Origin of the sequence: Streptomyces sp. NPDC096132 (assembly GCF_044763345.1) — a bacterium.
GTDB lineage: Bacteria > Actinomycetota > Actinomycetes > Streptomycetales > Streptomycetaceae > Streptomyces.
In genome coordinates, this window is record NZ_JBIWGA010000018.1 from 119,880 (window position 1) to 146,781 (window position 26,902).

At 70.4% G+C, this 26,902-nt stretch carries 30 protein-coding genes; 28 read left to right on the plus strand and 2 right to left on the minus strand.

Annotated elements, in window-relative coordinates:
* The first annotated feature begins 24 nt into the window (after positions 1 to 24).
* From ACIRF9_RS35215 to ACIRF9_RS35290, 16 genes are all read left to right on the plus strand, one after another.
* Positions 25 to 1,092 (plus strand): sugar ABC transporter substrate-binding protein, encoded by a 1,068-nt coding sequence (locus ACIRF9_RS35215; protein WP_403830664.1) that lies wholly within the window; start codon positions 25 to 27, stop codon positions 1,090 to 1,092.
* Positions 1,093 to 1,138: 46 nt separating this feature from the next.
* Positions 1,139 to 2,704, plus strand: a complete 1,566-nt coding sequence (locus ACIRF9_RS35220) for a sugar ABC transporter ATP-binding protein (protein ID WP_403830666.1) — start codon at positions 1,139 to 1,141, stop codon at positions 2,702 to 2,704.
* A complete protein-coding gene (locus ACIRF9_RS35225; protein WP_403830669.1) occupies positions 2,697 to 3,737 on the plus strand; it encodes an ABC transporter permease in 1,041 nt (346 codons plus the stop codon). Before ACIRF9_RS35220 ends, ACIRF9_RS35225 begins: the two co-directional genes overlap by 8 nt.
* A gap of 94 nt (positions 3,738 to 3,831) precedes the next feature.
* A complete protein-coding gene (locus ACIRF9_RS35230) occupies positions 3,832 to 5,157 on the plus strand; it encodes an L-fuconate dehydratase (RefSeq protein ID WP_403830671.1) in 1,326 nt (441 codons plus the stop codon).
* Positions 5,150 to 6,052, plus strand: a complete 903-nt coding sequence (locus ACIRF9_RS35235) for an amidohydrolase family protein (RefSeq protein WP_403830673.1) — start codon at positions 5,150 to 5,152, stop codon at positions 6,050 to 6,052. The genes ACIRF9_RS35230 and ACIRF9_RS35235 overlap by 8 nt, the downstream gene beginning before the upstream one ends.
* A complete protein-coding gene (locus tag ACIRF9_RS35240) occupies positions 6,043 to 6,480 on the plus strand; it encodes an RbsD/FucU domain-containing protein (RefSeq protein WP_403830676.1) in 438 nt (145 codons plus the stop codon). Before ACIRF9_RS35235 ends, ACIRF9_RS35240 begins: the two co-directional genes overlap by 10 nt.
* Positions 6,477 to 7,520 carry a zinc-binding dehydrogenase gene (locus ACIRF9_RS35245; RefSeq protein WP_403830678.1) on the plus strand — a complete coding sequence of 348 codons (1,044 nt, stop codon included), beginning with the start codon at positions 6,477 to 6,479 and terminating at the stop codon, positions 7,518 to 7,520. The genes ACIRF9_RS35240 and ACIRF9_RS35245 overlap by 4 nt, the downstream gene beginning before the upstream one ends.
* Positions 7,517 to 8,278: an SDR family oxidoreductase gene (locus tag ACIRF9_RS35250; protein ID WP_403830680.1), complete on the plus strand. Its 762-nt coding sequence runs from the start codon at positions 7,517 to 7,519 to the stop codon at positions 8,276 to 8,278. The genes ACIRF9_RS35245 and ACIRF9_RS35250 overlap by 4 nt, the downstream gene beginning before the upstream one ends.
* Complete coding sequence (eda, locus tag ACIRF9_RS35255; protein WP_403830682.1) at positions 8,275 to 8,904, plus strand: bifunctional 4-hydroxy-2-oxoglutarate aldolase/2-dehydro-3-deoxy-phosphogluconate aldolase; 630 nt, start codon at positions 8,275 to 8,277, stop codon at positions 8,902 to 8,904. Before ACIRF9_RS35250 ends, eda begins: the two co-directional genes overlap by 4 nt.
* A complete protein-coding gene (locus tag ACIRF9_RS35260; RefSeq protein WP_403830684.1) occupies positions 8,901 to 9,938 on the plus strand; it encodes a PfkB family carbohydrate kinase in 1,038 nt (345 codons plus the stop codon). Before eda ends, ACIRF9_RS35260 begins: the two co-directional genes overlap by 4 nt.
* Before the next feature lie 37 nt (positions 9,939 to 9,975).
* On the plus strand, positions 9,976 to 10,956 hold the full coding sequence (locus ACIRF9_RS35265) for an aldo/keto reductase (RefSeq protein WP_403830687.1): 981 nt from the start codon (positions 9,976 to 9,978) through the stop codon (positions 10,954 to 10,956).
* 24 nt (positions 10,957 to 10,980) lie between these two features.
* Positions 10,981 to 11,727 (plus strand): FadR/GntR family transcriptional regulator, encoded by a 747-nt coding sequence (locus ACIRF9_RS35270; protein WP_403830690.1) that lies wholly within the window; start codon positions 10,981 to 10,983, stop codon positions 11,725 to 11,727.
* Positions 11,728 to 11,928: 201 nt separating this feature from the next.
* Positions 11,929 to 12,090: a hypothetical protein gene (locus tag ACIRF9_RS35275; RefSeq protein ID WP_403830693.1), complete on the plus strand. Its 162-nt coding sequence runs from the start codon at positions 11,929 to 11,931 to the stop codon at positions 12,088 to 12,090.
* Positions 12,091 to 12,862: 772 nt separating this feature from the next.
* Positions 12,863 to 14,011, plus strand: a complete 1,149-nt coding sequence (locus ACIRF9_RS35280; RefSeq protein ID WP_403830695.1) for an alpha/beta hydrolase — start codon at positions 12,863 to 12,865, stop codon at positions 14,009 to 14,011.
* A 375-nt stretch (positions 14,012 to 14,386) separates the two neighbouring features.
* Complete coding sequence (locus tag ACIRF9_RS35285; RefSeq protein WP_403830697.1) at positions 14,387 to 14,560, plus strand: hypothetical protein; 174 nt, start codon at positions 14,387 to 14,389, stop codon at positions 14,558 to 14,560.
* Positions 14,557 to 14,898 carry a transposase gene (locus ACIRF9_RS35290; RefSeq protein WP_403830699.1) on the plus strand — a complete coding sequence of 114 codons (342 nt, stop codon included), beginning with the start codon at positions 14,557 to 14,559 and terminating at the stop codon, positions 14,896 to 14,898. The genes ACIRF9_RS35285 and ACIRF9_RS35290 overlap by 4 nt, the downstream gene beginning before the upstream one ends.
* Before the next feature lie 288 nt (positions 14,899 to 15,186).
* Here ACIRF9_RS35290 and ACIRF9_RS35295 read toward each other — a convergent pair whose 3' ends face one another.
* Positions 15,187 to 15,651, minus strand: a complete 465-nt coding sequence (locus tag ACIRF9_RS35295) for a MarR family winged helix-turn-helix transcriptional regulator (protein ID WP_403830701.1) — start codon at positions 15,649 to 15,651, stop codon at positions 15,187 to 15,189.
* 297 nt (positions 15,652 to 15,948) lie between these two features.
* Between ACIRF9_RS35295 and ACIRF9_RS35300 the strand changes: the two genes are divergently transcribed.
* The 3 genes from ACIRF9_RS35300 (at position 15,949) to ACIRF9_RS35310 (ending at position 16,899) form a co-directional block, all read left to right on the plus strand.
* On the plus strand, positions 15,949 to 16,359 hold the full coding sequence (locus ACIRF9_RS35300) for a hypothetical protein (RefSeq protein ID WP_403830704.1): 411 nt from the start codon (positions 15,949 to 15,951) through the stop codon (positions 16,357 to 16,359).
* A gap of 45 nt (positions 16,360 to 16,404) precedes the next feature.
* Positions 16,405 to 16,560: a hypothetical protein gene (locus tag ACIRF9_RS35305; protein ID WP_403830706.1), complete on the plus strand. Its 156-nt coding sequence runs from the start codon at positions 16,405 to 16,407 to the stop codon at positions 16,558 to 16,560.
* 75 nt (positions 16,561 to 16,635) lie between these two features.
* A complete protein-coding gene (locus ACIRF9_RS35310; RefSeq protein WP_403830708.1) occupies positions 16,636 to 16,899 on the plus strand; it encodes a hypothetical protein in 264 nt (87 codons plus the stop codon).
* A gap of 509 nt (positions 16,900 to 17,408) precedes the next feature.
* Here ACIRF9_RS35310 and ACIRF9_RS35315 read toward each other — a convergent pair.
* On the minus strand, positions 17,409 to 17,900 hold the full coding sequence (locus ACIRF9_RS35315) for a MarR family winged helix-turn-helix transcriptional regulator (RefSeq protein WP_403830711.1): 492 nt from the start codon (positions 17,898 to 17,900) through the stop codon (positions 17,409 to 17,411).
* A 563-nt stretch (positions 17,901 to 18,463) separates the two neighbouring features.
* Between ACIRF9_RS35315 and ACIRF9_RS35320 the strand changes: the two genes are divergently transcribed.
* The 9 genes from ACIRF9_RS35320 (at position 18,464) to dmpG (ending at position 26,900) form a co-directional block, all read left to right on the plus strand.
* The gene (locus tag ACIRF9_RS35320) at positions 18,464 to 19,360 is read left to right on the plus strand and encodes an SMP-30/gluconolactonase/LRE family protein (protein ID WP_403830714.1); all 897 of its coding nucleotides are present in this window, start codon (positions 18,464 to 18,466) and stop codon (positions 19,358 to 19,360) included.
* Positions 19,361 to 19,628: 268 nt separating this feature from the next.
* The gene (locus tag ACIRF9_RS35325) at positions 19,629 to 20,525 is read left to right on the plus strand and encodes an SDR family NAD(P)-dependent oxidoreductase (RefSeq protein ID WP_403830717.1); all 897 of its coding nucleotides are present in this window, start codon (positions 19,629 to 19,631) and stop codon (positions 20,523 to 20,525) included.
* A gap of 66 nt (positions 20,526 to 20,591) precedes the next feature.
* Positions 20,592 to 20,810: a ferredoxin gene (locus ACIRF9_RS35330; protein ID WP_403830718.1), complete on the plus strand. Its 219-nt coding sequence runs from the start codon at positions 20,592 to 20,594 to the stop codon at positions 20,808 to 20,810.
* Between the two features lie 59 nt (positions 20,811 to 20,869).
* Positions 20,870 to 22,084, plus strand: coding sequence for a cytochrome P450 (locus tag ACIRF9_RS35335; protein WP_403830721.1), 1,215 nt, complete (start codon positions 20,870 to 20,872; stop codon positions 22,082 to 22,084).
* Positions 22,081 to 23,469, plus strand: coding sequence for an FAD-dependent oxidoreductase (locus ACIRF9_RS35340; RefSeq protein WP_403830724.1), 1,389 nt, complete (start codon positions 22,081 to 22,083; stop codon positions 23,467 to 23,469). The genes ACIRF9_RS35335 and ACIRF9_RS35340 overlap by 4 nt, the downstream gene beginning before the upstream one ends.
* Positions 23,457 to 23,816 carry a ferredoxin gene (fdxA, locus tag ACIRF9_RS35345; protein WP_403830727.1) on the plus strand — a complete coding sequence of 120 codons (360 nt, stop codon included), beginning with the start codon at positions 23,457 to 23,459 and terminating at the stop codon, positions 23,814 to 23,816. Before ACIRF9_RS35340 ends, fdxA begins: the two co-directional genes overlap by 13 nt.
* 264 nt (positions 23,817 to 24,080) lie before the next feature.
* Complete coding sequence (locus ACIRF9_RS35350; RefSeq protein ID WP_403830730.1) at positions 24,081 to 24,908, plus strand: 2-keto-4-pentenoate hydratase; 828 nt, start codon at positions 24,081 to 24,083, stop codon at positions 24,906 to 24,908.
* 7 nt (positions 24,909 to 24,915) lie between these two features.
* Complete coding sequence (locus ACIRF9_RS35355; protein ID WP_403830733.1) at positions 24,916 to 25,869, plus strand: acetaldehyde dehydrogenase (acetylating); 954 nt, start codon at positions 24,916 to 24,918, stop codon at positions 25,867 to 25,869.
* On the plus strand, positions 25,866 to 26,900 hold the full coding sequence (gene dmpG, locus ACIRF9_RS35360; protein WP_403830736.1) for a 4-hydroxy-2-oxovalerate aldolase: 1,035 nt from the start codon (positions 25,866 to 25,868) through the stop codon (positions 26,898 to 26,900). Before ACIRF9_RS35355 ends, dmpG begins: the two co-directional genes overlap by 4 nt.
* The last annotated feature ends 2 nt before the right edge of the window (positions 26,901 to 26,902 follow it).

Here is a 26,902-nt window from a genome sequence, read left to right on the forward strand (position 1 = left end):
CCCACCGGATCAGTGCGAGGAACAATGACGAGACTCAGAACTGCTCTCTTCTCCGCGGTATCGGCCTGCTCGGCTCTGGCCCTGCTCAGTGCCTGCAGCACCAGCTCCGACTCCGCGTCGGCGAAGAGCGACACGCCGCTGGTGGGTGTCGACTACCCGCGCTCCGACACCGACTTCTGGAACTCGTACATCAAGTACACGCCGGAGTACGCCAAGGAGCTCGGCCTCTCGCTGAAGACCACCAACTCGCAGAATGACGTGGCGAAGCTGACGTCGAACGCGCAGACGTTCATCAGTCAGGGGGTCAAGGGGATCGCGATGGCCCCGCAGGACACCGCCGCCATCGCGCCGACACTGTCGCAGCTGGAGGCGAAGAAGATCCCCGTCGTCACCGTGGACACCCGCCCCGACAGCGGCAAGGTGTTTATGGTGGTGCGGGCCGACAACCGGGCCTACGGCGAGAAGGCGTGTCAGTACCTGGGCACCAAGCTCGGTGGCAAGGGCAAGGTCGTGATGCTCCAGGGTGGCCTGGACTCCATCAACGGCCGTGACCGCACCGAGGCGTTCAACGACTGCATGAAGAAGAACTACCCGGACATCAAGGTGTTCGGTGAGGCCACCAACTGGGACGGCGCCGTCGCCGCGCAGAAGCTCCAGACGGACCTGACCGCCAACCCGGATATCAAGGGCATTTACATGCAGTCCAGCTTCGCCCTGTCGGGAACGCTCCAGGTCCTCAAGCAGAAGGGCCTGCTGGTGGACCCCTCGGACAAGAAGCACGTGTACGTCGTCTCCAACGACGGCATCCCCGAGGAGCTCAAGTCCATAGCCGAGGGCAAGATCGACGCCACCGTCTCCCAGCCGGCCGACCTCTATGCCAAGTACGCCCTGTACTACCTGAAGGCCGCGATCGACGGGAAGACCTTCAAGCCGGGCAAGACCGACCACGACAGCACCATCATCCAGGTCCGTGACGGTCTGCTGGAGGACCAGCTTTCCGCTCCGCTCGTCACCGCCGACGGCGGCACCTACGGCGGAGTGCCCAGCGTGAAGAGCGACGACAAGTCACTGTGGGGCAACAACCTCGACTGATGGTCCGTCGGAAAAGCCAACAGCTCACAATTTCAAGGCGGTTGAGATGAGCGACGGGGAGCGAGCAGTCACCCCCGCGCCCGCCCCGGCTGACGACGGGCGGGCTCCCGCAGCCCCGCCCGTCGTCGAGGCGACGGGCATTGTCAAACGATTCGGTCCGACGGTGGCCCTGCGTGACGCCCGGATCACCGTCCGGCCGGGAGAGACGCACGCCCTGGTCGGCCGCAACGGAGCCGGAAAGTCGACCCTGGTGTCCGTCCTGACCGGTCTGCAGGCCCCGGACGAGGGCATGGTCACCTTCGGGGGCGAGCCGGCCCCCCGGCTCGCCGACCGGGACGCCTGGCGGCAGCGCGTGGCCTGCGTCTACCAGAAGTCGACGATCATCCCCACTCTGACCGTGGCCGAGAACCTCTTCCTCAACCGCCACCAGCGCGGACGCAACCGCCTGATCAGCTGGCAGGGCATGCGCAGCCGGGCCCAGGAACTGCTGTCGACCTGGTCGGTGAACGTCTCCCCGCAGACCATGGCCGGCGATCTGAGCGTGGAACAGCGGCAGTTCGTCGAGATCGCCCGTGCGCTGTCCTTCGGGGCCCGGTTCATCATCCTCGACGAGCCGACGGCCCAGCTCGACGCCGCCGCCATCAACCGGCTCTTCGACCGGATCCGCGACCTGCAACGGCAGGGCGTCACCTTCCTGTTCATCAGCCACCACCTCCAGGAGATCTACGAGATCTGCGACATGGTGACGGTGTTCCGCGACGCCCGGCACATCGTGACCGCCCCGGTCGCCGAGCTGCCGCGGACCGAACTGGTCGCCGCCATGACCGGTGAGGCCGCCGGGTCCGACCGTCCGGAGCGGGCGGGCGGTCCCGACACCGCCGCTCGGACCGCCCTGGACGTGCGTGCCCTGCGCAGCGAGGGTGTGTTCGAGGACATCAGCTTCACCGTGGCCGCCGGTGAGATCGTGGGGCTCGCCGGCGCCGCGGGCAGCGGCCGTACGGAGGTCGCCGAGACCGTCGTAGGGCTTCGGGCCGCCGGGTCCGGCGAGCTGGAGATCGCCGGGAACCGGCCCCGGCCGGGGAGCGTCCCGGCCGCGCTCGCCGCCGGTGCCGGGTTCGTCCCGCAGGACCGGCACCACCAGGGCTTCGTCCCCGACATGTCGATCGCGGACAACGCCACTCTGTCGGTGCCCGGCCGTATCGCGCAGCGCGGTCTGCTGAGCCGGGCCCGCAGGGACCGGCTCGCCGGGGACATGATCGAGAAGCTGGCGATCAAGACCCCCGGGCCGGAACTCCCGGTCTCCGCACTGTCCGGGGGCAACCAGCAGAAGGTGGTCATGGCACGCGCCCTCGCCGACGACCCCCGACTGCTGGTCCTGATCAACCCGACGGCAGGCGTGGACGTGCGGTCCAAGGAGTTCCTCCTCGGCAAGGTCGAGGAGACCGCGGACGCCGGCACCGGAGTGCTCATCGCCTCCGACGAACTCGACGACCTGCGCATGTGCGACCGGGTTCTGGTGATGTTCCAGGGCCGGATGACGACAGAGATCGCCCGCGGCTGGCACGACCACGACCTCGTCGCCGCGATGGAAGGAGTGGACCTCGATGCCTGAAACCGCCCTCGCGGAGACCCCCGCGCCTGAGACAGGAGAACGGCCCGAGCGGCGCGGACTGCTCGGCGGACGCATCCCCCTCGCCCGGCTGCGCGACCTCGCCCTGGTTCCCGCCATCGTCGTCATCGCGATCGTCGGCCAGATCGTCAACCCGATCTTCCTGCAGACGGACAACCTGATCAACGTCCTGCAGACCATGTCCGAGATCGCCCTGCTGGTCCTCGCCCAGACGATGATCCTGATCGTCAAGAAGATGGACCTGTCCCTGGAGTCCACCATGGGCCTCGCGCCCGGCGTGGCGGCCTGGCTGGTGGTGCCCACCGGCGCGGGGCACGGCCTCGGCCTGCTCCCCGGTGCCTGGGCGATCCCCGTGACGCTCGCTGTGGGCGTACTGATCGGTGTGGTCAACGCGCTGCTGATCATCCGGTTCGGCCTCAACGGCTTCATCGTCACCCTCGGCATGCTGATCGTGCTGCGCGGCATCCTCACCGGCATCTCGGGCGGGCAGACCTTCTTCCAGCTGCCCGAGTCGATGCTCTACCTCGGCACCGCGGAATGGTTCGGCATGCCCGCCTCCATCTGGGTCTGCCTGGTGCTGTTCGCCGTCGCGATCGTCGTCCTCGGCTGGACCAGCTTCGGCCGCTCCCTCTACGCCATCGGCGGCAACGTCGACGCCGCGAAGGCCGCCGGCATCCGCACCGACCGGGTGCTCGCGATCGTCATCATCACCGGCAGTCTGCTCGCCGCCCTCGCCGGACTGCTGCTGTCCGGACGGCTGGCCTCCGTCGCCTCCGCGCAGGGCAACGGCTACATCTTCACCGTCTTCGCCGCCGCCGTCATCGGAGGAATCAGCCTCAACGGCGGCAAGGGCACCATGTTCGGCGCCTTCACCGGCATCTTGCTCCTCTTCATGATTCAGAACGTGCTCACCCTGGCGGGCGTCCCCGCCCAGTGGATCGGGGCCCTCAACGGCCTGATCATCCTGGTCGCCCTCTGCATCTCCCGTATCACGGGCGGCAAGGTCCAGGACTGAACCGACCGCGACGGAGCCACAGCGCCGATCGCAGTCCCGTACATCCCGTCGCAGAGCGCCGAGCGCCCGACCGACCCTCACAGGAGTTCCCGCCATGACGCCTGCCGTGCCCGCATCCGCCCGCATCACCGCCCTGGACGTGCTCGACGTGCGCTTCCCGACGTCCGAGCACCTGGACGGGTCCGACGCGATGAATCCCGAGCCCGACTACTCGGCCGCCTACGTCGTCCTGCGCACCGACGCCGGCGACGGACTCGAGGGCCACGCCCTGGCGTTCACCACCGGCCGCGGCAACGACGCGCAGGCCGCCGCCATCGCCACCCTCGCCCCGCACGTCGTGGGCCTGTCGGTGGAGGAGGTCTGCGCCGACCTCGGCGCCTTCGCCCGCTCCCTCGTCCACGATCCCCAGCTGCGCTGGCTGGGACCGGAGAAGGGCGCCATCCACATGGCGACCGGAGCCGTCGTCAACGCCGCCTGGGACCTGGCGGCCAAGCGGGTCGGCAAGCCCGTGTGGCGGTTCCTCGCCGAGATGACGCCCGAGGAACTGGTCGCCCAGGTCGACTTCCGCTGGCTGTCCGACGCCCTCACCCCCGAGGACGCCCTGGGAATCCTGCGCCGCGCCGAACCCGGCCGCGAGGAGCGCATCGCCCACCTGCTGGAACACGGCTACCCCGCCTACACCACGACCCCCGGCTGGCTCGGCTACTCCGACGAGAAGCTGTCCCGCCTCGCCCGCGAGGCCGTCGCCGACGGCTTCACCCAGATCAAGCTGAAGGTCGGCGCCGATCTGGAGGACGACATACGGCGCATGCGCACCGCCCGCGAGACCGTCGGCGCGGACATCCGCATCGCCGTGGACGCCAACCAGAGATGGGACGTCCAGCCCGCCATCGACTGGATGCGCGCGCTGGCCCCCTACGACCCGTACTGGATCGAGGAGCCCACCTCCCCGGACGACATCCTCGGCCACGCGGAGGTCCGCAAGGCCCTCGCGCCCATCAAGGTCGCGACCGGCGAGCACATCGCCAACCGGGTCGTCTTCAAGCAACTGTTGCAGGCCGGCGCGGTGGACATCGTGCAGATCGACTCCGCCAGGGTCGGCGGCGTCAACGAGAACATCGCCATCCTGCTGCTCGCCGCCAAGTTCGGCGTCCCCGTCTGCCCGCACGCCGGCGGCGTCGGCCTGTGCGAGATGGTCCAGCACCTGTCGATGTTCGACTACATCGCGGTCACCGGCACCACCGAGGACCGGGTCATCGAGTACGTCGACCATCTCCACGAGCACTTCGTCGATCCCGTCCGCATCGCCCACGGCAACTACCTGGCACCCGAACTGCCGGGCCTGAGCGCCCAGATGCACCAGGCGTCCCTCAAGGAGTACACCTACCCCGACGGCCCGGTCTGGTCCGCCCGTGTCTGAGCCGCTGCCCCTGGTCGACGCCCACCACCATCTGTGGGACCTCGACCGCCGCCCCCAGCCCTGGCTCGACGAGCCTCAACACGAGCCGATCCGCCGCTCGTTCGGCTCCGCCGACCTGCGTGCGGCGGCCACCCGGCCAATCGCGGGCCGCCGGCTGACGGGCACGGTGGTCGTCCAGTGTGTGACATCGTTGCCCGAGACCCGTGAACTGCTCGCCCTGGCCGACGAGGACCCGCTCGTCGCCGCCGTCGTCGGCTGGGCGGACCTGACCTCCCCGACCGTCGGAGACGTACTCGACGAGCTGAGGGACGGGCCTGGCGGCGGTCACCTGCGGGCCCTGCGCCACCTCGTGCAGGGCGAGCCGGACCTTACGTGGCTGCAACAGCCTTCCGTGGAGCGGGGGTTGCGTGCGGTCCAGGAACGCGGCCTCGGTTACGACGTGCTGATCCGCAGCCACCAGTTCCCGCAGGTGATCCGCCTGGCCGAGCGGTTCCCCGGACTGGAGCTGGTCCTGGACCACGCCGGAAAGCCGGACCTCGTCACCGGTGAACTGAAGGACTGGGCACGGCAGGTGGGAGAACTGGCCGGCCACCCGCAGGTGCGGTGCAAGGTCTCGGGTCTGGTCACCGAGGCGGACCACGACAAGTGGACGCTCGACGACATCCGTCCGGCGTGGGACGTACTGCTCTCGGCCTTCGGCCCGGGCCGGCTGATGTTCGGCTCGGACTGGCCGGTCTGCAACCTTGCCGGCGGCTGGAACCGCTGGGCGGAGACGGTCGAGGAACTTCTCCACGACTGCTCCGGAAGCGAGACCGAGGCGGTGCTCGCCGGTACGGCCGCCTCCTTCTACCACCTTCCCGCACACCGGACCGAGGGGACGGCCGCATGCTCCTGACCGAACTTCTGCACCCCGGTATCCTCGAAGCCCTCGCCGGAGCCGGTCACGGCGCCCGTGTCCTGCTCGCCGACGGTCACTACCCGGCGAGCACCGCTACCGGCGAGCGTGCCAGGACTGTGCACCTCAACCTCGCCCCCGGTCTGCTCGACGTCACCGGCGTCCTCGACGTCCTGCTGCGTGCGCTGCCCGTCGAGGCGGCCCATGTGATGGTGCCACCGGAGGGCGAACCCGAGCCGCCCGCGATCGCCGGGTACCGCTCCCGGCTCGCGCCCGTACCGGTCGAGACGCTCGGCCGCTTCGAGTTCTACGACGCGGCCCGCTCGCCCGACCTGGCGCTGGCGATCGTCACCGCCGACACCCGTACCTACGCCAACCTGCTGCTGACCATCGGCGTCCGCGCGGAAGGGACCCTGACTTCACGATGACTCTCGCTGTTCGTTACGTCTCCGCTCGTGTGCTGGACACGGCGGCGGTGGAGGAGGCGCCGCCGGGTCGGGGGGAGGTGGTGCTGGCTCCGGCTTACGTGGGGATCTGCGGGACGGATCTGCATATCTTCCACGGTGACATGGACGCCCGGGTGGGTGCGCCGGCGGTACTGGGGCATGAGATGGCGGGCCGGGTCGTGGCGGTCGGGGAGGGTGTGGAGGGCTGGCGGCCGGGCGACCCGGTGACGGTGATGCCGTTGCGCTGGGACGATTCCTGTCCCGCCTGCCGGGCAGGGCACCAGCACATCTGTCAGCACCTGGACTTCATCGGGATCGATTCGCCGGGTGCGATGCAGCATCGCTGGACGGTGCCGGCGTCCACCCTGGTGCGGCTGCCGGGAGATCTGCCTCTGGACCGGGCGGCGCTCGTCGAACCCACGGCCGTCGCCGTGCACGATGTGGGCCGCGCGCAGGTGCGGGAGGGTGAGAAGGTCGTCGTGGTCGGCGGTGGTCCGGTCGGTGTGCTGATCGCGCTGGTCGCGCGGGGCGCGGGTGCCGACGTGCGGGTGGTGGAGCTGAGCGCGCACCGGCGGCTGCTCGCGGAGGAGCTGGGCCTTCAGACGTGGGATCCGGTCGCGGTCGACGTGCCCGAACTGGTCCGGGAGTGGACCGGTGAGGCGGGTGCGGATGTCGCTTTCGAGGTGTCGGGTGCGCAGGCCGGGGTGGAGTGTGCGGTCGACGTGCTGGGCGTGCGGGGCAGGCTGTGTCTGGTCGCGATCCACGCCCGGCCGCGGGAGGTGAACCTGCACCGGTTCTTCTGGCGTGAACTGACCCTGGTCGGGGCGCGGTTGTACGACCGCTCCGACTTCGAGAGGGCGGTGGCTCTGGTCGCGGACGGCACGGTCCCGGCCGGCCGGCTGATCAGCAAGGTGGTGCCGCTGGCCGAGGCGCCGGCGGCGTTCGAGGCGCTGGAGGGCGGCGGAGACGTGATGAAGATCCTTGTCGACTGCAGCAACGATTTCCGGGGAGCCCGAGCATGACCCTCTTCGATCTGACCGGGAAGCTCGCGGTGGTGACCGGGGCGCGGCGTGGTATCGGCCGGGCCATGGCCCGCGCGCTCGCGGAGGCGGGCGCGGACGTCATCGGGGTGAGCGCGTACCTGGAGTCCTCCGGCAGCGACGTCCAGAAGGACGTGGAGGCCGCGGGGCGCGGCTTCGAGGCGATCCGTACCGACTTCGCCGACCCGGATGCGGTGCGGGCCCTGGGTGCGGACCTCGCCTCGCGGGAGCGGCCGGTGGACATCCTGGTGAACAACGCGGGCACGATCCGCCGCGCTCCGGCTGCCGAACACACCGACGTGGAGTGGGAGTTGGTGCTCCAGGTCAACCTCAACGCGCAGTTCGCGCTGACTCGCGCGGTCGGCGCGTCGATGGTGGCCCGCGGCCAAGGGAAGATCATCTTCACCGCATCGCTGCTCAGCTACCAGGGCGGGATCACGGTGCCCGGCTACACCGCCGCCAAGCACGGCGTCACGGGGCTGACGAAGGCGCTGGCCAACGAGTGGGCGCCGCACGGGGTGAACGTCAACGCGATCGCGCCGGGCTACATCGCCACCGACAACACCCGCGCCCTGCGCGAGGACCCGGCCCGCAGCAAGGCGATCCTCGATCGCATCCCCGCCGGCCGCTGGGGCGATGCGGACGACCTCGCCGGCGCCACCGTCTTCCTCGCCTCCGACGCCGCCGCCTACGTCCACGGCACCACCCTCCCCGTCGACGGCGGATGGCTCGGCCGATGACCACCGATCTCACGTCCGCGTTGGCCGGCGCCAGGATCCTGCCGGTGCTGACCGTGCCCTCCGAGGAGATGGCCGCTCCGCTGGCCGCCGCGCTCGTGGCGGGCGGGGCCCAGTGCGCCGAGGTCACCTTCCGCACCGCTGCCGCCGAGCAGGTGGTGAAGGCGATGGCAGCGCACGGCGGCCTCGTCGTCGGTGCCGGCACCGTTCTCACCGCCGAGCAGGTGGAACGCGCTGTCGCCGCCGGTGCCCGGTTCGTCGTATCGCCCGGTTGGGACGACGAAGTCGTGGCGAAGTGCCTTGAGTTGGGAGTCCCCGTCGTGCCGGGCATCGCGACGGCCACCGAGCTGATGCGGGCCCTGCGGGCCGGGCTGGGCACGGTGAAGCTGTTCCCCGCCGAGCAGTTGGGCGGCCTGGACACCGTCCGAGCCCTCGCCGCGCCGTTTCCGCAGGCACGTTTCGTGCCGACCGGCGGCATCGGTCCCGATCGTCTGAGCGAGTATCTTGCCGAGCCCTCGGTGCTTGCCGTGGGCGGCAGTTGGATGGCTCCCGGCGCCCTCCTGGAGTGCGGCGACCACGCGGAGATCCGGCGACTGACCGCGCAGGCGGTGGAGAGGAGCACGCGATGACCGACGTCGTGGCCCTCGGCGAGGTGATGCTCCGCTTCGATCCGGGGGAGGGCCGGATCCGCACCGCGCGCTCCTTCCAGGTCTGGGAGGGAGGCGGCGAGTACAACGTGGTCCGCAGTCTGCGCCGCTGCTTCGGCTGGCGGACGGCCGTCGTGACCGCCCTGGCCGACAACGCGGTGGGCAGGCTCGCCGAGGACCTGATCCTCCAGGGCGGCGTCGACACCTCGCTGATCCGCTGGGTTCCCTCGGACGGTATCGGCCGCACCGCCCGCAACGGCCTCAACTTCGTCGAACGCGGCTACGGCATCCGCGGCGCGCTCGGCGTGAGCGACCGCGCGCACACGGCTGTCTCCCAGCTCCGGAAGGGCCACGTCGACTGGGACGCCGTCTTCTCCTCCGGCGTGCGCTGGTTCCACACCGGGGGTATCTTCGCCGGGCTGTCGGACACCACCGTGGACGTCTCGGACGAGGCGATGGCAGCGGCTCGACGCCACGGCGCGACGGTCTCCTACGACCCCAACTACCGACCCAGCCTCTGGGAAGGCCGCGGTGGCGCCGCTGCGGCCCGCGAGGTGGACCTGCGACTCGCCCGGCACGCCGATGTGGTGGTGGGCGCCCTGGGGCTGGCCGGAAGCCACCCGGGTGCGGTACGCGTCGGTGCCGACGAACTTCCGGACGCCCTCGCCGAGGTCGCCGCACTCCTGCCAGGGGCAAGGGTGTTGGCGACGACTCTGCGCGAAGTGCCCTCGGCGGGGGTCAACGACTGGTCCTCGGCGGCGTGGTCGCCCGAGACCGGTTTCCTCACCGGTCCCCTGATGCCCGGCCTGCACGTCCTGGACCGGATCGGCTCCGGTGACGGCTTCGCCGCGGGGCTGATCCACGGTCTGCTGGGCGGCGAGAGCCTGGAGCGAGCCCTCGCCTACGGCACCGCCCACGGCGCCCTCACCATGACCACACCCGGCGACGTCTCCATGGCCTCGCTCGCCGAGGTGGAGGCCCTGCTGGCCGGAGGCTCCGCCGCCGTCCGTCGCTGAAGCCCGGCACCGAACCGTCCGCTCCTGGAGGACCCCTTTGCAGCGCAGGAAGATCACGAACACCACGGTCGAGCTCACCGAGCTCGGTTTCGGCGCCTCCGTCATCGGCAACCTGTTCCGGGTGACCCCCGCCGAGGACGCGGCCGGCGCGGTGGACGCGGCCTGGGAGGCCGGCATCCGCTACTTCGACACCGCGCCCCACTACGGCCTGGGCCTGTCGGAGCGGCGACTGGGCGCGGCCCTGCGGGACCGGCCGCGAGCAGAGTACGTCGTCTCCTCGAAGGTCGGTCGTCTGCTGGTGCCCAACGAGGCCCCGCGAGGCGTCGACAGCCAGGGGTTCGTCGTCCGCGACGACCTGCGCCGACAGTGGGACTTCAGCCGGGACGGCGTCCTCCGGTCCGTCGAGGCCACGCTGGAGCGGACCGGCCTCGACCGCCTGGACGTCGTGTATCTCCACGACCCCGACGACCACTGGCCCCAGGCCGCCGACGAGGCCATGCCCGCCCTCGCCGACCTGCGTGACCAGGGCGTGATCGGCGCGATCGGAGCCGGCATGAACCAGTCGGCCATGCTCGCCCGCTTCCTGCGGGAGACCGCCGCCGACGTGGTGATGCTCGCCGGCCGCTACACCCTCCTCGACCAGTCCGCCCTCGACGATGTCCTGCCAGCCGCACACGACCACGGCAAGGGCGTCGTGGCGGTAGGCGTCTTCAACTCAGGACTCCTCGCCCGTGACCGTCCCACCGAGGGTATGAAGTACGACTACCAGGACGCCCCCGCCCACCTTGTCACTCGCGCGCAACGCATCGCGGAGATCTGTGAACGGCACGGGACGAGTCTCCCCGCAGCCGCGCTGGCCTTCCCGTTCACCCACCCCACTATCATCAATGTCACCCTCGGCATGCGGAATCCGGATCAGGTCGTGCGCAACGTCGAGCTTCACGGACGACACGTTTCCACGGGTCTCTGGGATGATCTTCGGGCCCAGGAACTGATCAGCCCGGATGTCCCCGCTTGAGCCGGCTCAGGGAAGGAGTTCGCGTTGTCTCTCACGGACAAGGCAATCGAGCAGATCCGGGAACTGATCCGGAGCGGAGCGTTGCCGCCGGGCTCCAAGCTGCCACCCGAGCAGGAGCTTTCCGCCCAACTCGGACTGTCCCGCAACCTCGCCAGGGAAGCGGTGAAGGCGCTCGCGGTCGCGCGAGTGCTGGAGGTCAAACGGGGCGACGGCACCTATGTCACCAGCCTTCAGCCGAGCCTGCTGCTGGAAGGGCTCGGGGGAGCGGTCGAGCTGATGCAGAGCGACAAAGGAGCCCTGCTCGACCTGATGGAGGTACGGCGACTGCTGGAGCCCCTCGCCACGGCCCTCGCCGCCACCCGGATCACCGACGACGGCCTGGCCGAGGTCAAACGCCACCTGGACGCCATGCGGGAGGCCCGTGAGGATGTCGAGCGGCTGAATTCGCACGACGCCGCGTTCCACCGTGCCGTCGTCACCGCGACGGGCAACGAGTCACTGCTCACGCTCCTGGAAGGGATCTCCGGACGTACGCTGCGGGCCCGGATCTGGCGCGGTCTCGTCGACGACCAGGCCGCGGGGAGGACCCTCGCGGAGCACGAGGCGATCTACGCGGCCCTTTCGGCGCGGGACTACGCCCTCAGCCAGGCCGCGGCGCTCCTGCACGTCAGCAACACCGAGGAGTGGTTGCGCGAGCACCTCCGTTCGTCGGCGTCCGTCGGGGACGTCTCCGGGGAAACCACCCTCGAATCCGACGGCAGGGCATCCTGACAGTACGGACCCCGCGGCTCGGCCGACGGCATGTGCGCCTTGTGGCCGCAGGGCGTGGTGCCGTCGGGGGAGCACGTGATCCGGTGTGCCCAGGGACTCCTTGAAAGCCAAGTGTAATTTGGTTTTAGGGGAGGCGCCACTGGGTGGCCCCCGCCGCACGCGCCCCTCCGGTCCGCGGCTGCACCGAAGGGACGACGCCTGATGGTCACTGAGCGCACCGAGGTGCCACCCGTCGGTTGGGAAGGCGCGCCCATGCTCGGCGCGGTCGACGAGGACCGCACCACGGAGTCCGGTTCCCTGATCGACGGCATCGTCCGCGTGCGCGCGAGGCGGATGCCGGCTGCCGCAGGCCCAGGGTCGTGACCGCGGCGGCCGGACCCGACGAGGTCACCGCGCCGTGGACGATGTCCTCGACCGTGGGTCTGCGGTATCGGGGCCGCAGCTCCGCGACGCCCGGCTCACGCCATGTGTCTGGCTTGTTGGTCCCTGCGCGTCTCCATCCGGCGCCTGGCCTCCGCGATGTTGGCGAGGGACTCTCTGGGGTCCAGTGCGACCTTCGCCCGGCGGACCTGGTTTTCGGCCATCCTGCGGGCCGTCCCTGTCTGCGTCCGGTCCTTGCGGCCACTGAGCGGGCATGGGTGGCGCGCTCTCGGACGAAGGCGCGTTCCATCCGGGCGTAGGGCGCGAGCATGAGTACGACGATCGCGCCGTGCCGGTGTCGCGGGTGTCGATCCGGCTCGGGGCGACCAGGGTGCGTGCGCCGATCCCCTGTTCGCGCAGGTCGTGAATGAGGTTGAGCCCGGGGTGTCGCCGGGGCGGGCATGGGCGGGCAGTCAGTCCAGGATGCCGCGGTGGAGGATGGCGCCGCGCCTGCCTCGTCGCCCGTCCACTGAAGCTGTTGTATAAGCGGTCATCTGCCGAAAACCTTGTGCCGGTAGGTTTTTTCATCTAGATTTCGCCAAGTTTCTGAACCGTTTCAATCGCTGATGCGGCCATGAGTTGGGCGTCGTACGCGATGCTCGCCATCGGTCTTCGACGACGTTCCGCGTGAGGGACGGTCCTGGGCGGGGCCGACACCGGACCGCTCGAACTTCATGCCTGGCCGACAACGGCGTGTCCCCAAGGAGGACTGTCCATGCCTTACCACCTGGATGCTGACGGGCGCAGACCCGCGAAGGTCGGGGCGCTTCGACACTGGCGCAGGCTTGCGTCGGGCGCGGTCGCCCTCGCGGTGCTGACGGTGCCGGTAGCCGCCGGCGCGGCCTCTGCGGCGCCCACGGGCACATCGGGGACCCCGGCGTGCAAGAAGGCCTGTTTCGCGCACATCACCGGCGCTGAAACGTTCGGTCAGCTCGCCGAACATCCCGCGTTCGTCGGCTTCGGCCGGTACATCGGTCCGTGGGAAGCCGGACCGACGTGGGAGGCTGTCAAGGACCTGCCCCTCGCCCAGGTGGCGCCGTACCTGTCGCCGTACGGCTGGGACGTGCCGACGATGGTGGACGGCGTCAACTTCCTCATCGACCAGCGGAACAAGGGCAGCCGGCTGTTCCACCAGATATACTCCGACGCCGCTATCGCGGCCGATCCCTCGAAGGGAACGGCCGGTGTGTTCTTCATTCCCGGAAAACCCAACGCACCACTCGCGGTCGTTCTCGCGGGCGGAGGGTTCACCTCGGTGGCTTCGATCCAGGAGGCGTTCCCCCACGCCAAGCGGCTCCACGAGGCCGGGTACAACGTCGCGGTCCTGAAGTACCGTGTCAGTCCCGACGGCCGCCTGCCGGGCCGCGAAGGGGAGTTGAAGGCGATGGCGGACGGAACGGACGACCTGGCACAGGCGTTGAGATTCACCCGGTCGAAGCTGCTCCACAAGAACTACCGCATGGACGACTACGCGCTCTGGGGCAGCTCGGCCGGCGCCTCCATCGCCGGCGCCTGGGGCTCCGACAACCAGTACGGTGCGCAGGCTCATGGCTTCCGCGACCCGGCGGCCATCATCAGCGCCTACATGACCCCGCGGTACAGCGACTTCGTCGGGCCGTCCTTTCCCGACTCCTTCGTCATCCACGCCGCCGACGACGTCATAGCCCCGATCGCGGGGGTGGACGCGCTGGTCGACAAGCTGCGGGGCCTCGGCGTGACCGTGGACTACCGGCGATTCGACACGGGCGGCCACGGCTTCGGGCTCGGCGTCGGCACACCGGCCAACGGCTGGTTCGACCAGGCACTCGCCTTCTGGGCCGCTCGCACCGGACCGGGCGACTATCCTCCGAAGAACCCCCGCTGACACCCGCCATCGCATACCTCCAGATGCCGTATGTCATCGGTGCGAGGAATTCGAAGATCAACTGTGTGGCGTCGTGTCCGGCCGTTCGCGGCTTGAATTCCGCAGTCCTTCCGCAGGCAAGGTCGATGGCTCAACGCCGTGTCGGGTCAGCAGTTGATGTCGTTCCGAGCTTGAGGTGCGAGCGTCGAACCGGAGTCCCGATCTGGTGATCGAGTCTGGCTGCGGGCATGAGCACAGGGCCTCTTGGCAGTTCGGGGTTGCGAGGCCGAACGAGGTTCAGGAGACCCTGTCGCCGCAAGTTGTGCGTGTTCGTGCCGGTGGAGCGGACCAGAGGCATACTGCCACCGGGCGGTACACGATGCGATCCGGTATCTCGTGGACAGCGGCGTCAAGTGGCGCGCCACGCCTGTGGAGTTCCCGCCCAGGGACCGGGAGTATGTGCTCTTCCGGCGGCGGCGCGATCACGGCCTGGTCAAGGAGTTCCGCGACCGCCTGCGCGGACAGTCCGCGAAACGCTGGGGCACGACGCGGCGACGACGGCCGGTGTGATCGACTCGCAGTCGGTCAGGGCGGACGCCGTCTTCGGGGCTGACAGCCAAGGCTTCGACGGCGGCAAGCTCATCAACGGCCGCAAGCGGCACGTCGTGGTCGACACGCTCGGCCTGCTGCTGGGCGTGATGGTCACCGCCGCTGACACCGGCGACCGCGCCGCCGCCCACGTGCTGCTCGGGCAGGTCACCGACGCGCACCACCGGCTGGAACTGGTCCGGGCCGACGGAGGCTGCACCGGCAATCTCGTGGAACACTGCCTCACCGTGCTCGCGCTGGTCCTGGCGATCGTCGAACGCGGCGACGGCATGCGCGCATTCGTGGTGCTGCCCCTATGACTCCGGCCGGAGGTAAGGGAGATCCATTGCGCAAAGGTGTGCAGTGGATCGGTGGAGCCACCTGGCGGTCTCTGGGGTGCAGTCGTCGGCCACGGGTGGAGGGCCGCCTGCCGCGACGGAGCCCGGTCCGTCCCGGAGGTGACGCCGACCCGTGCGCCTGGGTTTCTCCTCGGCGGGGTGCTGGGCCGTCGGGCGTGCGGCTCGGAGCCGCACCCGGCGGTCGGCGCCAGAAGGCTGCCACGCTATCGGTGACGACAGCCGCCCCGGTGGCCGAACGTCGGGTGCCGCTTACATCCTGGTGTCGACGATCCGGCGCAGGATCTCCGCGAAGCCTGCCGCCAGGGCGTCCAGTTGCTCCGCAGTGAGGGCGTCGATGACCAGCTCGCGGACCAGCCTGATGTGACCGGGCGCCGCCCGGTCCATCAACTCCCTACCGCGCGGAGTGAGGGTGGCGACCACTCCGCGGTCGTCCGTGCGGCAGGCCCCGCGAACGACCAAGCCGCCCTTCTCCAGTTGCACGATCTGGTAGGTCAGACCGCTCTTGGTGACCTTCAACGCTTCGGCGAGCGCCACCATGCGCATCGACCCGCCGGGTGCGTAGCCGAGGTGGGCCAGGATGGCGTACTGCACATGGGACAACCCGGCATCGGTGCGCAACTGCTGATCGAGCACCCGGTTGAGCAGCGTGGTGGCGCTGACCAGCGTGTGCCAGGCCCGCTCTTCGCGTTGGTCCAGCGGCCGCGAGTGATCCATACTTTTACCCTATCATAACTTGTTCAAATTGGAACTTCCCCCTAAGGTTCAAGTGGTTCAAGTTGGAACATCATGCCTTGCCCGGCGCGTCCTCCGCCCGCCAGGAGCGGACGCCGGGCGGTTCGCCGGCCCGGGAGTGGACCCGTGCCGGGTCCTGGTGTCATTTGGTGCAAACCATGCCCGATTTTCCGCGCAGCCTCAGCTGCGCCGATTCAGAAAAGCGCGATGAACCGTATGGAAATCCCCACAGCAGTACCCGTGACAACCCTCCTGAAAAAGCGATGCGGACCCGCGGCGGTGATCGCTGCGGCAGCCCTCCTGGTCTCGGCGCCGTACGCGTCGGCGGCGCCACGGCAGGAGTCCCCGCGGCCGGTCGTCACCGGCGTGAGGACCCTCGCCGCACTTGACTTCGCCGCCGGTGACTCCCCGGAGAACGTCACCGTCAACCCCGACAGCTCGCTGACCGTCTCCACGCTGGGCGGGAGCAGCGCGGCGGGCGAGCGTCCGTCACTGCTGCGGATCGGTCCATCCGGGCGGACCAGGGTGATCGTGGAGGGGCAGCGGGGCGACGCGTTCACCGGCCTCGCACGCGGCCGCGACGGCACCGTCTACTACAACGTGTACTCCTCCGACGCCTCCCGGGCCGGCGTGTGGAAGCTGCCCCCGGGCGGCACCCCCGGCCGTATCGCCGCCCTGCCCGTCGACTGACTCCCCAACGGCCTGGCCCTCGACCCCACCGGACGCACCCTGTACGTGGCCGACAGCAGCAAGGGCACCGTCTGGGCCGTCCCGGCCGCCGGCGGCGAGGCGACCGCCTGGCTGACCGACCCCGCCCTCGCGGCCGATCCGTCCAACCCGTTCAACCCGTTCGGCGTCAACGGGCTCCGGTTCCACCGGGGGGCGGTCTGAGTCTCCAACACCGCGCGGGGCACCCTGCTGCGGATCCCGGTCGCCAGTTCCGGTGCCCCGGGTCGCATCCACACCGTGGCCGACGGCCTCACCAGCGTCGACGACTTCAACTTCCTCAACGACCGATCGGACTTGGTGTTCGCCGCGCTGAACCGCCTCGGCCAGGTCGTGGTCGTCCGTCCCGGCCGGGCCACCGAGACCGTCCTGACCGTCTCGGACGGCCTTGCCTCACCGACCTCCGTCGCGGTACGCGGAAACCGGATCTACGTCACCAACGCCGGCTTCCCCGAGCCCACGACGCGAAGGTGCAGCGGGGGACGACCGATCCGGCCGCACTGAACCGTGGTTGGCGCTGAGGAGCCCTCGTGTTTCCGCCACGGACGGCTCCTGCGCCGCTGACGGCGTGAGGCGTGGTGCGACGGTGGCCTCTCACACGGTGTGGAGCTTCTCCCGGCAGGGTGCGTCTCCCCTGCGTGAGCTGTCGCGTCTTCGCCATACAGCGCCGACACCGCAAGCAGCCGCCCCCGAGCCTCGGCGTCCGTCGGCCCCGGGCTGGTCCACCACCGGCATCACGGGCCATGCTCCGGTAGGTGGGACCGCCTGCGGCCGACGCAACTCACGCAGCAGATCGTGGGCGAGTCGCTGGACCGGACCGGAGGCCGGGTCCACGGGTGAACAGGGGCAAAGCTACGCCACAGAACGGCGCTCTCGGTCCGTGCGAGCGTAAGAGACGGGATGGAGACGGTTCTCTCCATAACGGTTCCCGACGTGACGGTCCGGTGGAGGGTACGCCGCTCGCCGCTCGTGGGCGCCGCATCGAGATCGTCCGCTGTGGCGGCCCACGGTCCTCAGCCGAAGACGGTGTTCTGGAGAGCTGTGGCGTAGCGGTTGAGCAGTGCGCCGAACAGCTCGATGTCGTCGTGCGACCAGTCGTGCAGCAGCTCGCCCAGCATGGCGATCGACGTGTCCACGACGGCTTGGTGGACGCGACGGCCGGCCACGGTCACGGTGATGCTCACGGCGCGCTGGTCGCCCTCGTCGGTCGCCCGCTCGACGAGCCCGCGGCTCTCCATGCGGGCCAGCACCTTGCTCACGTTCGAGGCGCCGGTTCCGGTCTGCTGCGCCACGTGGGAGGGGCGGGCCGAACCACCCGCGCGCATCAGGACGTTGAGCACCGTCATCGACGCCGGATCGATGCCCGCCCCCGCGCGCTCGATGATGACCTCCTGGATCCCGGCCGCGGCCCAGCGGCCCAGGATGTTGGCGAAGGAGTCGTGAAGCGCGGTCAGTCCGGCCACCTCCGATGTGGTCACGGCGTCGCCCGGTGTCGCTCGCGCCATGGGTACTCGTCCCTCCTGCCGGCCCGGGTGCCGATCCTCGCCCCCGGGCAGCTGTCGCCGTCATGATCTCATCGCGCCGCGTGGTGGTACAGCGCTCCCCACGCCGTCCCCTGCCGTGGCCGCGCCTCGCGCGGATCGATCGCGAACGATCCCTTGCCCTTGGTGCGGGGCGGGTTTACTGTCCACAAGACAGTAAATGACGGCGCTCCCCGTGGCCGCGATCGGGGCCTGCCATGTCCGCCCGCACGTCGTCGAACCGTTCCGTCGTCGCGCCGCCAGGCCGGTGCCGGCACGCGCCCGGTGTGCGGATGCGGCCTTCATCCCCTGGACGAGGGAGCGTTTCTGTGCCCTGACCGCAGTCCCGGGCGAGCGCCGCTCCGGCGGAAGCCCGGATCCCGTTCGGTGCGCGCGACTCCGGGAGAGCCGTACGCCGTCCCAGACGGTCGCCCGCTGCCTGTGCCACCGACGTCCCGACCAACGCACTGGTCGACCACAGTCCCCCATGCACCCGACGGCGTCGACCCTGTCCGGGGGCGAGCCCGCGGAACCTCACGGAGGTATGTATGACCCAGATCTACGAGGCCCGGCAGCTGACCACCGGCTACAGCTGGACGGAGTGCCCGCGCTGGCACGACGGGCGCTTCTACTTCTCCGACATGTACAACCACCGTGTCGTCACCGTCACCGAGGACGGGGAGGCCGATGTCTACCTCGACCTGAACGACCGCAAGAGCCTGGTCGACGAGGAGGTCGTCTGCGTCGGCACCGGATTCCTGCCGGACGGCCGGCTCCTCGTCAACTCCATGTGGGAGCAGGTCGTCCTGGTCCACGACGGCAGCACCACGGAGGTCTACGCCGACCTGCGCGGTCTGGCGGTCAGCCCGATCAACGACATGGTGGTGGACGCGCGGGGTCGGGCCTACATCACCCAGCTCGGCTACAACCTCTTCGCCGGCGAGAGCGCGGCCAAGGCCCCGCTGCTGGTCGTGGAGCCGGACGGCACCCCGCGCGTCGCCGAGGAGGGAGGCGTCTTCGACGGTGCCAACGGCATGGGTATCACGGCCGACGGCCGGACGCTGATCACCGCCGAGGTCGACGGCCTGCGGCTGACCGCGCTGGAGATCAAGGACGACGGCTCGCTCGGGGCCCGCCGCACGTTCTTCGACGGCCAGATCATGATGGACGGGATGTGCGTCGACGAGAAGGGCGCGGTCTGGGGGGCGTCTCCGATCAGCGGTGTGCTGCGCGTCCTCGAAGGCGGTCCGGCCGTGGCCTCCGTCGACCTTCCGGCCGAACAGGCGGGCATGGGTGTCGCCTGCGCACTCGGGGGCGCCGACCGCAGGACCCTGTTCATCACCTGTGGCGTGGAGGTCTTCGACCGCGAGAAGTCCCGCACCGAGGGTCGCGGTTCGATCTGGACTGCCCGGGTCGACGTGCCCGGTGGTACCACCCGTCCCTGACCCGACCGGTCCTACGGAACCGGGGGGACCACGCCCGCGCGCATCCACCGCGGGATCCGCTGACCGGTCATCCACTTCACCCGAGCGGGGCCTGTCGTCCGGAACCAGCGGGCCATGCCTGTCACCGGCTGGCGCCCGCCTCCGGCGTCACGGACTCCGCCCCCCGGGGCCGTCGTCCGACGGCGCCCGCGGCCTCTCCCACTCCTCCGGGCACCCACCCCGGCTGTCGACCACCCCGGCTCAATGACGAGAACGACGAGGTACTGACATGGCACCACTCGACTTCACCGGACGCGCGGTCGTCGTCACCGGCGCAGGACGCGGCATCGGCCGCGCGCACGCCCAGCTGCTCGCTGCCCGCGGCGCGTCCGTGGTCGTCTGCGACCTCGGCGGCGACACCGACGGCGCGAATCCTTCCGCCGCACCCGCCGAGGAGGTGGTCAAGGAGATCGTCGAGGCCGGCGGCACCGCCGTGGCCTCGACGGAGTCCGTGGCCACGGAGGAGGGCGCCGCCGCGATCGTGCAGGCCGCGCTCGACGCCTTCGGCCGACTCGACGCCGTGATCAACAACGCCGGCATCTTCCGGCCCGCCCCCTTCGGCGAGACCTCCCCCGAGACCTACCAGAAGTACCTGGACGTGCACTACCTCGGGAGCCTCCTCGTCTCCCGCGCCGCCTGGCCGCACCTCGTGGCCTCGGGGAACGGACGTATCGTCAACACCGTCTCGGCCTCCCTGCTCGGTGTGCCCGACATGGTCCACTACGGCTCCGCGAAGGGCGCCGTCTACGGCCTGACCCGCAACCTCGCCGTCGCAGGCCACGCCGCCGGGATCAAGGTGAACGCGGTGGCTCCCGGCGCCGGCACCCGCATGGTCGAACTTACCGGCGACACCCTCCCGGAGGGGATGCTCGACTACATGATGACCAGCATGCCGCCCGAGCTGGTCTCACCGGTCGCGGCCTACCTGGCGCACGACAGCTGTGCCGTCACCGGCGAGGTCTTCAACGTCGCGGGCGGGCTGGTGAACCGCATGGTCATGGTCAACACCACGGGCATCGTCGACCCGGAGCTCACCCCGGAGTCGGTCGCCGAACGGATCGAGGAGATCCTCGGCACCGACGGCGCGCAGCCCGTCGACCTGATGCTGCCCCAGACCCAGCCCTGACGCCACGTCGGACCCGGCACGCGCCCCGTCCCACGGCCCGCACCCACAGATCAAGGAGGCAATCCCATGGCCGACCACACCTGGACCGTGGAAGTGGACGGGGAGGCATGCATCGGCTCCGGCGTCTGCGCCTCGATCGCCCCGCGGCACTTCGCCGTCGAGAACGGCAGGTCCCGTCCCCGCGCCGAACGCGTGGAGCCGGCCGAGGAGTTGCGGGACGCGGTCGTCCTGTGTCCCGGCGCGGCCGTCCTCGTCCGGGACGGGGTCGGCCAACTCGTCGACTGAGCCGGCTCCGCCCTTCTCGTACACCCGTCCGCATCCGCCTGTGTCGAAGGAGACACGCGATGACCAGTGAGACCGCGCCCTTCCCGTTCCCGCCGCTGCCGCCCGAGGAGGCCCTGGAGGCCTTCCGCAAGGTGCGCGCGGACCGGCCGATGACCAGGGTGACCATGCCCTACGGCGGTGATGTGTGGGTGATCCACCGGCACGCCGCCGCCAAGCAGATGCTGGAGGACCGCCGCTTCGTCCGCCAGCCCTTCCGTGAGCGGGAGGTACCGTACTTCGTCCAGTTCCCGCCGTTCCTGCTGGGCACCTTCCAGTGGTCCGACCCGCCGGAGCACACCCGGCTGCGCCGTCTGGTCGCCCGTGCGTTCACCGCCCGCCGGGTCGAGCAACTCCGCCTGCGTTCGCAGGAGATGGCCGACGCTCTGCTCGACCGTATGACCGCCGACGGACGCCAGGAGGGCGACTTCGCCAAGGAGTTCGCCATCCCGTTCCCCATCCGGGTGCTGTGCGAGCTGATCGGCGTCCCGGAGGAGGACCGGGACAGGTTCATCGGCTGGTCCCACGCCCTGCTCGCGGTCTCCGGGATGACGGAGGAGCAGACCATGCAGAACAGCATCGAACTGTACGGATACCTCGCCGAGCTCATCGCGCGGCGGCGCGCCGAGCCGCGGGAGGACCTGCTCAGCATGCTAGCCGTGGCCGAGCAGAAGGACGACTCGCTCACCGACGACGAGATCCTGCCCATCGCGATGCTGGTCCTGGTCGGAGGCTTCGACAACACCGCCAACTTCATCACGCTCGGTACCACCACCATGCTGCACAACCCCGACCACCTAAAGCTGCTGCTGACGGACATCGACAGCATCACGCCCACCCTGGTCGAGGAGACCCTCCGCCACGGAGGATTCGTGCAGGGACAGCCCGTCGGCGGCGGCGGGGGCCTGCCGCCGCACCTGGCGAGCGAGGACGTGGAGATCGACGGTCAGCTGATCCGCAAGGGTGAGTGCGTGCTCGTGGACATCACGGCGGCCAACCACGACGAGAACGCCTTCGACGCTCCGGACGCCTTCGACATCACCCGCAAGCCCAACCCGCACCTGACACTCAGCCACGGCCTGCACCACTGCCTGGGGGCGCCACTGGCACGGATGGAGATGCAGGTGGCCCTGTCCACCGTCTTCCGCCGGCTGCCGGGCCTGCGGCTGACGGGCGAGGCAGTCGAGGTCACCGAGACCCTGACCGGCGGCGTCAGCAGCCTCCCCGTGGCCTGGTGAGCCGCCTGTCCCCCCAACGCCCGGCGCGACGCGTGGCGGTCGTCGGCGCCGGACCCGCCGGGCTCTACGCGGCCGAGGAGCTGATCCGCCAGAGCCGTCACGACGTACGCGTCGACGTACTGGACCGACTGCCGGCCCCGTACGGCCTGGTGCGCTACGGCGTCGCCCCCGACCATCCCCGGATCAAGTCGATCACCGGCTCGCTCCGCAAGGTGCTGGACGATCCACGGGTCGCCTTCCACGGCGGGGTCGAACTGGGGACGGACCTCACACGGCACGAGCTGCTCGCCCGCTACGACGCGGTAGTCTACGCGGCCGGTGCCGCAGGCGACCGCCGCCTCGGGATCCCCGGCGAGGACCTTCCCGGGAGCTGTTCCGCGACCGCTTTCGTGTCCTGGTACAGCGGTCACCCGGACGCGCGTCCGCCGCTGTCGCTCGACACGGAGCGGGTGGCCGTGATCGGCGCCGGAAACGTCGCGCTCGACGTGGCGCGCGTCCTCGCCCGGCCGGTCGCGGACCTGGAACGCACGGACATGCCGGAACAGGTGCTCGCCGCGCTGCGCGACAGCGCGGTGCGCGAGGTGGTGGTGCTCGCCAGGCGCGGACCGCGGCATGCCCGTTTCACCCCCAAGGAGCTGCGGGAGCTGGGCGGACTGGACGGGGTGGACGTCATCGTCGACCCGGGGCAGCTCACCGTGCCCGGGAGCGCGGATCCGGACCGGACCGCCCAGGCCAACCTCCGCGCCCTGGCGGACCTCGCGGCCCGCCCGCCGCTCGGCGCACCGCGCCGCATCGCGCTGCGCTTCTTCACCCGCCCGCACCGGGTGCTGGGTGAGCACCGGGTGACAGGGCTCCTGACGGAACGCACCCACGACGGACCCGACGGCGCGCCGCAGGGCACGGGTGACTTCACCACCTTCCCCGTCGGCGCCGTGCTCCGCGCGGTCGGCTACCGGGGCCTCCCGCTGGACACGGTGCCCTTCGACCCGACCCGCGGTGTCGTGCCCAACGACCGGGGACGCGTGCTCGACACGGAGGGAATGCCGTGCCCGGGGGAGTACGTCACCGGCTGGCTCAAACGCGGGCCCAGCGGTGTCATCGGCACCAACAAACTCGACTCCGCCGAGACCGTGGCGCTGCTCCTGGAGGACCTGGACCGGTTGTCGGGACGTCAGCTACCAGATCTGGAGGGGCTGTTGATCGGGCGAGGAATCCGCCCGGTCGGCCTGTCCGGGTGGGCCCGCATCGACTCCGCCGAGCAGGACCTGGGCGCGACCAGAGGCCGGGACCGCACGAAGATCGCCGACTGGCCGACGCTGCTGCGGCTCGGCCGCACGGACCACCCCGTACCAGTGGAACCAGAGGAACTGCCATGGCCTTCCTGATCGGCGACGCCTGCGTCGACGTCAAGGACCGGACCTGCACGTCCGTCTGCCCCGTCGACTGCATCTACGAGGGCGACCGCAAGCTGTACATCAACCCGGCCGAGTGCATCGACTGCGGGGCCTGCGAGCCGCTCTGCCCGGTGGAGGCCATCTACATCGAGGACGACGTACCCGACGCGCAGCGCTGGGCGGTCGCCGACAACGAGGCCTTCTTCACCCAGCCGCTGACGGGACGGTCCGCACCCCTCGGACCGGCGCCCGGTGGCGCGCGTGAGCTGGGCCCGATCGGGGCGGACACCCCGTACATCGCGGCCCTGCCGAGGGGGAGGCAGGGGGCGTCGTCATGACCAGCGGGCGCCGGCCCGAGTCCTGCTGTGGACATGGGGCGCAGGCGGTCCGGCCCGGACGTCCTGCCATTCGTGACGTGCTGGCTGCGCCGCGGAATTCGCCTGCTCGCTGGGCCGACCGCCGGCCCCCACCCCCGATTCGTGCCAGGAGTCCACTGAGCGGAACTATGCGTGGCTCGCCGCGTCGCGCCGTGATTAGTGTCGGCCGCGGAGCTCGACGTCCCACATCGGGGGCGGTTCCCGACACAGTGAGGAAGTGCACGGATGGCAGAGCAAACCCATGAAGGGACGGCAGTGGACAGGGCCGCCGCGGTGGACGCGGCGGCCGCGCGGCTGTTCCGCGCCGGGACGGAGCGCAGCCCGTGCGCTCCGGTCCGGGACCTGCTCGGAGCGACGGACATCGCGGCCGCCTACGAGGTGCAGCAGCGGCTGGCGCGGCGGAAGCTGGACCTCGGCGCACGCGTGGTGGGCCGCAAGATCGGGTTGACCTCGGCCGCCGTGCAGCGGCAGGTGGGCGTGGACCGGCCGGACTTCGGGATTCTCTTCGACAACATGGACATGTCCGAGCGGGCCGCCACCGTGCCCAGCGAGCGGCTGCTGCAGCCCCGGGTCGAGGCCGAGATCGCGTTCGTCCTCGGTGAGGACCTGGACGGGCCGGACCTGGACCTGAAGCGGGTGCGCGGTGCCGTCGACCATGCCCGTGCCGCCCTGGAGATCGTGGACAGCCGGATCGCCGACTGGGACATCGCGATCACGGACACCGTCGCCGACAATGCCTCCTCCGGCCTCTTCGTCCTGGGCCCCGAGCAGGTGACCCTCGACGGCTTCGAGCCGCGTGAGGTCTCCATGACGATGACCCTCGACGGGCGTGAGGCGTCGACGGGCGACGGAGCCGCCTGTCTGGGCGACCCGCTCCAGGCCCTGCTCTGGCTCGCGCGCACCGCCCTCGAGTTCGGGGAGCCGCTGCGCGCCGGGCAGGTCGTGCTCTCGGGGGCGCTCGGTCCCCTGGTGCCGGTCGGTCCCGGAGCCGTCGTACATGCCGAGATCTCCGCGCTCGGTTCCGTATCCGCCACGTTCACCGGCACGAAGTGAGGTTGAGGTGAAGAAGACGAAGGTCGCCGTCATCGGGTCGGGCAACATCGGCACCGATCTGATGATCAAAGTGATGCGACTGTCGAACAGCCTGGAGATGGCCGCCCTGGTGGGCATCGACCCGGAGTCGGACGGCCTCGCCCGTGCCGCCCGGCTGAAGGTGCCCACGACCGCGGAGGGGGTGGAGGGCCTGATCGCGATGGAGGGCTTCGAGGACATCGCCATCGTCTTCGACGCCACCTCGGCCAAGGCCCACGTGGAGAACGCGAAGCGCCTCGCCCCGTACGGCAAGATCCTGGTGGACCTCACCCCCGCCGCCGTCGGACCCTACGTCGTCCCGCCGGTCAACCTGGACGAGCACGTGGAGAAGTCCGCGACGAACCTCAACATGGTGACCTGCGGCGGCCAGGCCACCATTCCGATCGTGCACGCGGTCAGCCGGGTCACCCCGGTGGCCTACGCCGAGATCGTCGCGTCGATCGCGTCCCGCTCGGCGGGCCCCGGGACCCGCGCCAACATCGACGAGTTCACGGAGACGACCTCCGCGGCCATCGCCTCCGTCGGGGGCGCCCTGCGTGGCAAGGCGGTCATCGTGCTCAACCCGGCCGAACCGCCCCTGATCATGCGGGACACCGTCTACTGCCTGACCGGTGACGTGGACGAGCGGGCGGTCGCCGACTCGGTCGCCGCCATGGTGGCGACCGTCGCCGAGTACGTGCCGGGCTACCGGCTCAAGCAGGACGTCCAGTTCACCCCCGTACCGCCGGACGAGCCGGTGCATACCCTGCTGCCGCCGGGCGCACCCGACGTGACCACCAAGGTCACCGTCTTCCTGGAAGTCGAGGGTGCCGCCCACTACCTGCCCGCCTACGCCGGCAATCTCGACATCATGACCTCCGCCGCCCTCCGAGTCGGCGAGCGCTTCGCCGAGCGCGTCCTGACTGAGGTGACCTCCCGATGACCGGCACCACCCCGCCCCGTCTCTACGTGCAGGACGTCACCCTGCGGGACGGCATGCACGCCATCCGGCACCGCATCCGGCCCTCCGACGTCACCCGCATCGTGCGCGCCCTGGACGCGGCCGGCGTGGACGCCATCGAGGTCGCCCACGGCGACGGACTGGCCGGCGGCAGCCTCAACTACGGGCCCGGCAGCCACAGCGACTGGGAGTGGATCGAGGCGGCCGCGGACGCGCTCGACCGCGCGGTCCTCACCTCCCTGCTGCTGCCCGGCATCGGCACCATCGCCGAACTCAGGCGGGCCTACGCGCTCGGCGTGCGCTCGGTACGGATCGCCACCCACTGCACGGAGGCCGACGTGTCGGCCCAGCACATCGCCACGGCCCGCGAGCTGGGCATGGACGTGTCCGGCTTCCTGATGATGGCCCACATGGCGCCGCCCGCCGAACTGGCCCGCCAGGCAGCCTTGATGGAGTCCTACGGCGCCCACTGCGTGTACGTCACCGACTCCGGCGGGCGCCTCACCATGCAGGGCGTCCGCGACCGAGTCCGTGCCTACCGCGACGTACTGGACGAGCGGACCCAGATCGGCATCCACGCCCACGAGAACCTCTCCCTCTCCGTCGCCAACTCCGTGGTGGCGGTGGAGGAGGGGGCGATCCGCGTCGACGCCTCGCTGGCCGGCCAGGGCGCGGGAGCGGGCAACTGCCCCATCGAGGCCTTCGTCGCCGTGGCGAACCTGAGCGGCTGGAAGCACGACTGCGACCTGTACGCCCTGCAGGATGCCGCCGACGACGTCGTAAGGCCGCTGCAGGACCGTCCCGTCCGTGTGGACCGGGAGACACTCACCCTCGGCTACGCGGGCGCGTACTCCAGCTTCCTGCGCCATGCCGAGACCGCAGCCGCACGCTACGGCCTGGACGCCCGGGACATCCTTGTGGAGGTCGGGCGGCGGGGGCTGGTCGGCGGTCAGGAGGACATGATCGTGGACATCGCGCTCGACCTGGCCGCTGCGGCGCCGCCGGGGGAGTAGAG

Bases quoted from the DNA above. Each gene is read 5' to 3' on its own strand.
- ACIRF9_RS35215 (WP_403830664.1), top strand. From the start codon at position 25: ATGACGAGACTCAGAACTGCTCTCTTCTCCGCGGTATCGGCCTGCTCG.
- ACIRF9_RS35220 (WP_403830666.1), top strand. From the start codon at position 1,139: ATGAGCGACGGGGAGCGAGCAGTCACCCCCGCGCCCGCCCCGGCTGAC.
- ACIRF9_RS35225 (WP_403830669.1), top strand. From the start codon at position 2,697: ATGCCTGAAACCGCCCTCGCGGAGACCCCCGCGCCTGAGACAGGAGAA.
- ACIRF9_RS35230 (WP_403830671.1), top strand. From the start codon at position 3,832: ATGACGCCTGCCGTGCCCGCATCCGCCCGCATCACCGCCCTGGACGTG.
- ACIRF9_RS35240 (WP_403830676.1), top strand. From the start codon at position 6,043: ATGCTCCTGACCGAACTTCTGCACCCCGGTATCCTCGAAGCCCTCGCC.
- ACIRF9_RS35245 (WP_403830678.1), top strand. From the start codon at position 6,477: ATGACTCTCGCTGTTCGTTACGTCTCCGCTCGTGTGCTGGACACGGCG.
- ACIRF9_RS35250 (WP_403830680.1), top strand. From the start codon at position 7,517: ATGACCCTCTTCGATCTGACCGGGAAGCTCGCGGTGGTGACCGGGGCG.
- eda (WP_403830682.1), top strand. From the start codon at position 8,275: ATGACCACCGATCTCACGTCCGCGTTGGCCGGCGCCAGGATCCTGCCG.
- ACIRF9_RS35260 (WP_403830684.1), top strand. From the start codon at position 8,901: ATGACCGACGTCGTGGCCCTCGGCGAGGTGATGCTCCGCTTCGATCCG.
- ACIRF9_RS35275 (WP_403830693.1), top strand. From the start codon at position 11,929: ATGGTCACTGAGCGCACCGAGGTGCCACCCGTCGGTTGGGAAGGCGCG.
- ACIRF9_RS35280 (WP_403830695.1), top strand. From the start codon at position 12,863: ATGCCTTACCACCTGGATGCTGACGGGCGCAGACCCGCGAAGGTCGGG.
- ACIRF9_RS35295 (WP_403830701.1), bottom strand. From the start codon at position 15,651: ATGGATCACTCGCGGCCGCTGGACCAACGCGAAGAGCGGGCCTGGCAC.
- ACIRF9_RS35315 (WP_403830711.1), bottom strand. From the start codon at position 17,900: ATGGCGCGAGCGACACCGGGCGACGCCGTGACCACATCGGAGGTGGCC.
- ACIRF9_RS35320 (WP_403830714.1), top strand. From the start codon at position 18,464: ATGACCCAGATCTACGAGGCCCGGCAGCTGACCACCGGCTACAGCTGG.
- ACIRF9_RS35325 (WP_403830717.1), top strand. From the start codon at position 19,629: ATGGCACCACTCGACTTCACCGGACGCGCGGTCGTCGTCACCGGCGCA.
- ACIRF9_RS35330 (WP_403830718.1), top strand. From the start codon at position 20,592: ATGGCCGACCACACCTGGACCGTGGAAGTGGACGGGGAGGCATGCATC.
- ACIRF9_RS35335 (WP_403830721.1), top strand. From the start codon at position 20,870: ATGACCAGTGAGACCGCGCCCTTCCCGTTCCCGCCGCTGCCGCCCGAG.
- fdxA (WP_403830727.1), top strand. From the start codon at position 23,457: ATGGCCTTCCTGATCGGCGACGCCTGCGTCGACGTCAAGGACCGGACC.
- ACIRF9_RS35350 (WP_403830730.1), top strand. From the start codon at position 24,081: ATGGCAGAGCAAACCCATGAAGGGACGGCAGTGGACAGGGCCGCCGCG.
- dmpG (WP_403830736.1), top strand. From the start codon at position 25,866: ATGACCGGCACCACCCCGCCCCGTCTCTACGTGCAGGACGTCACCCTG.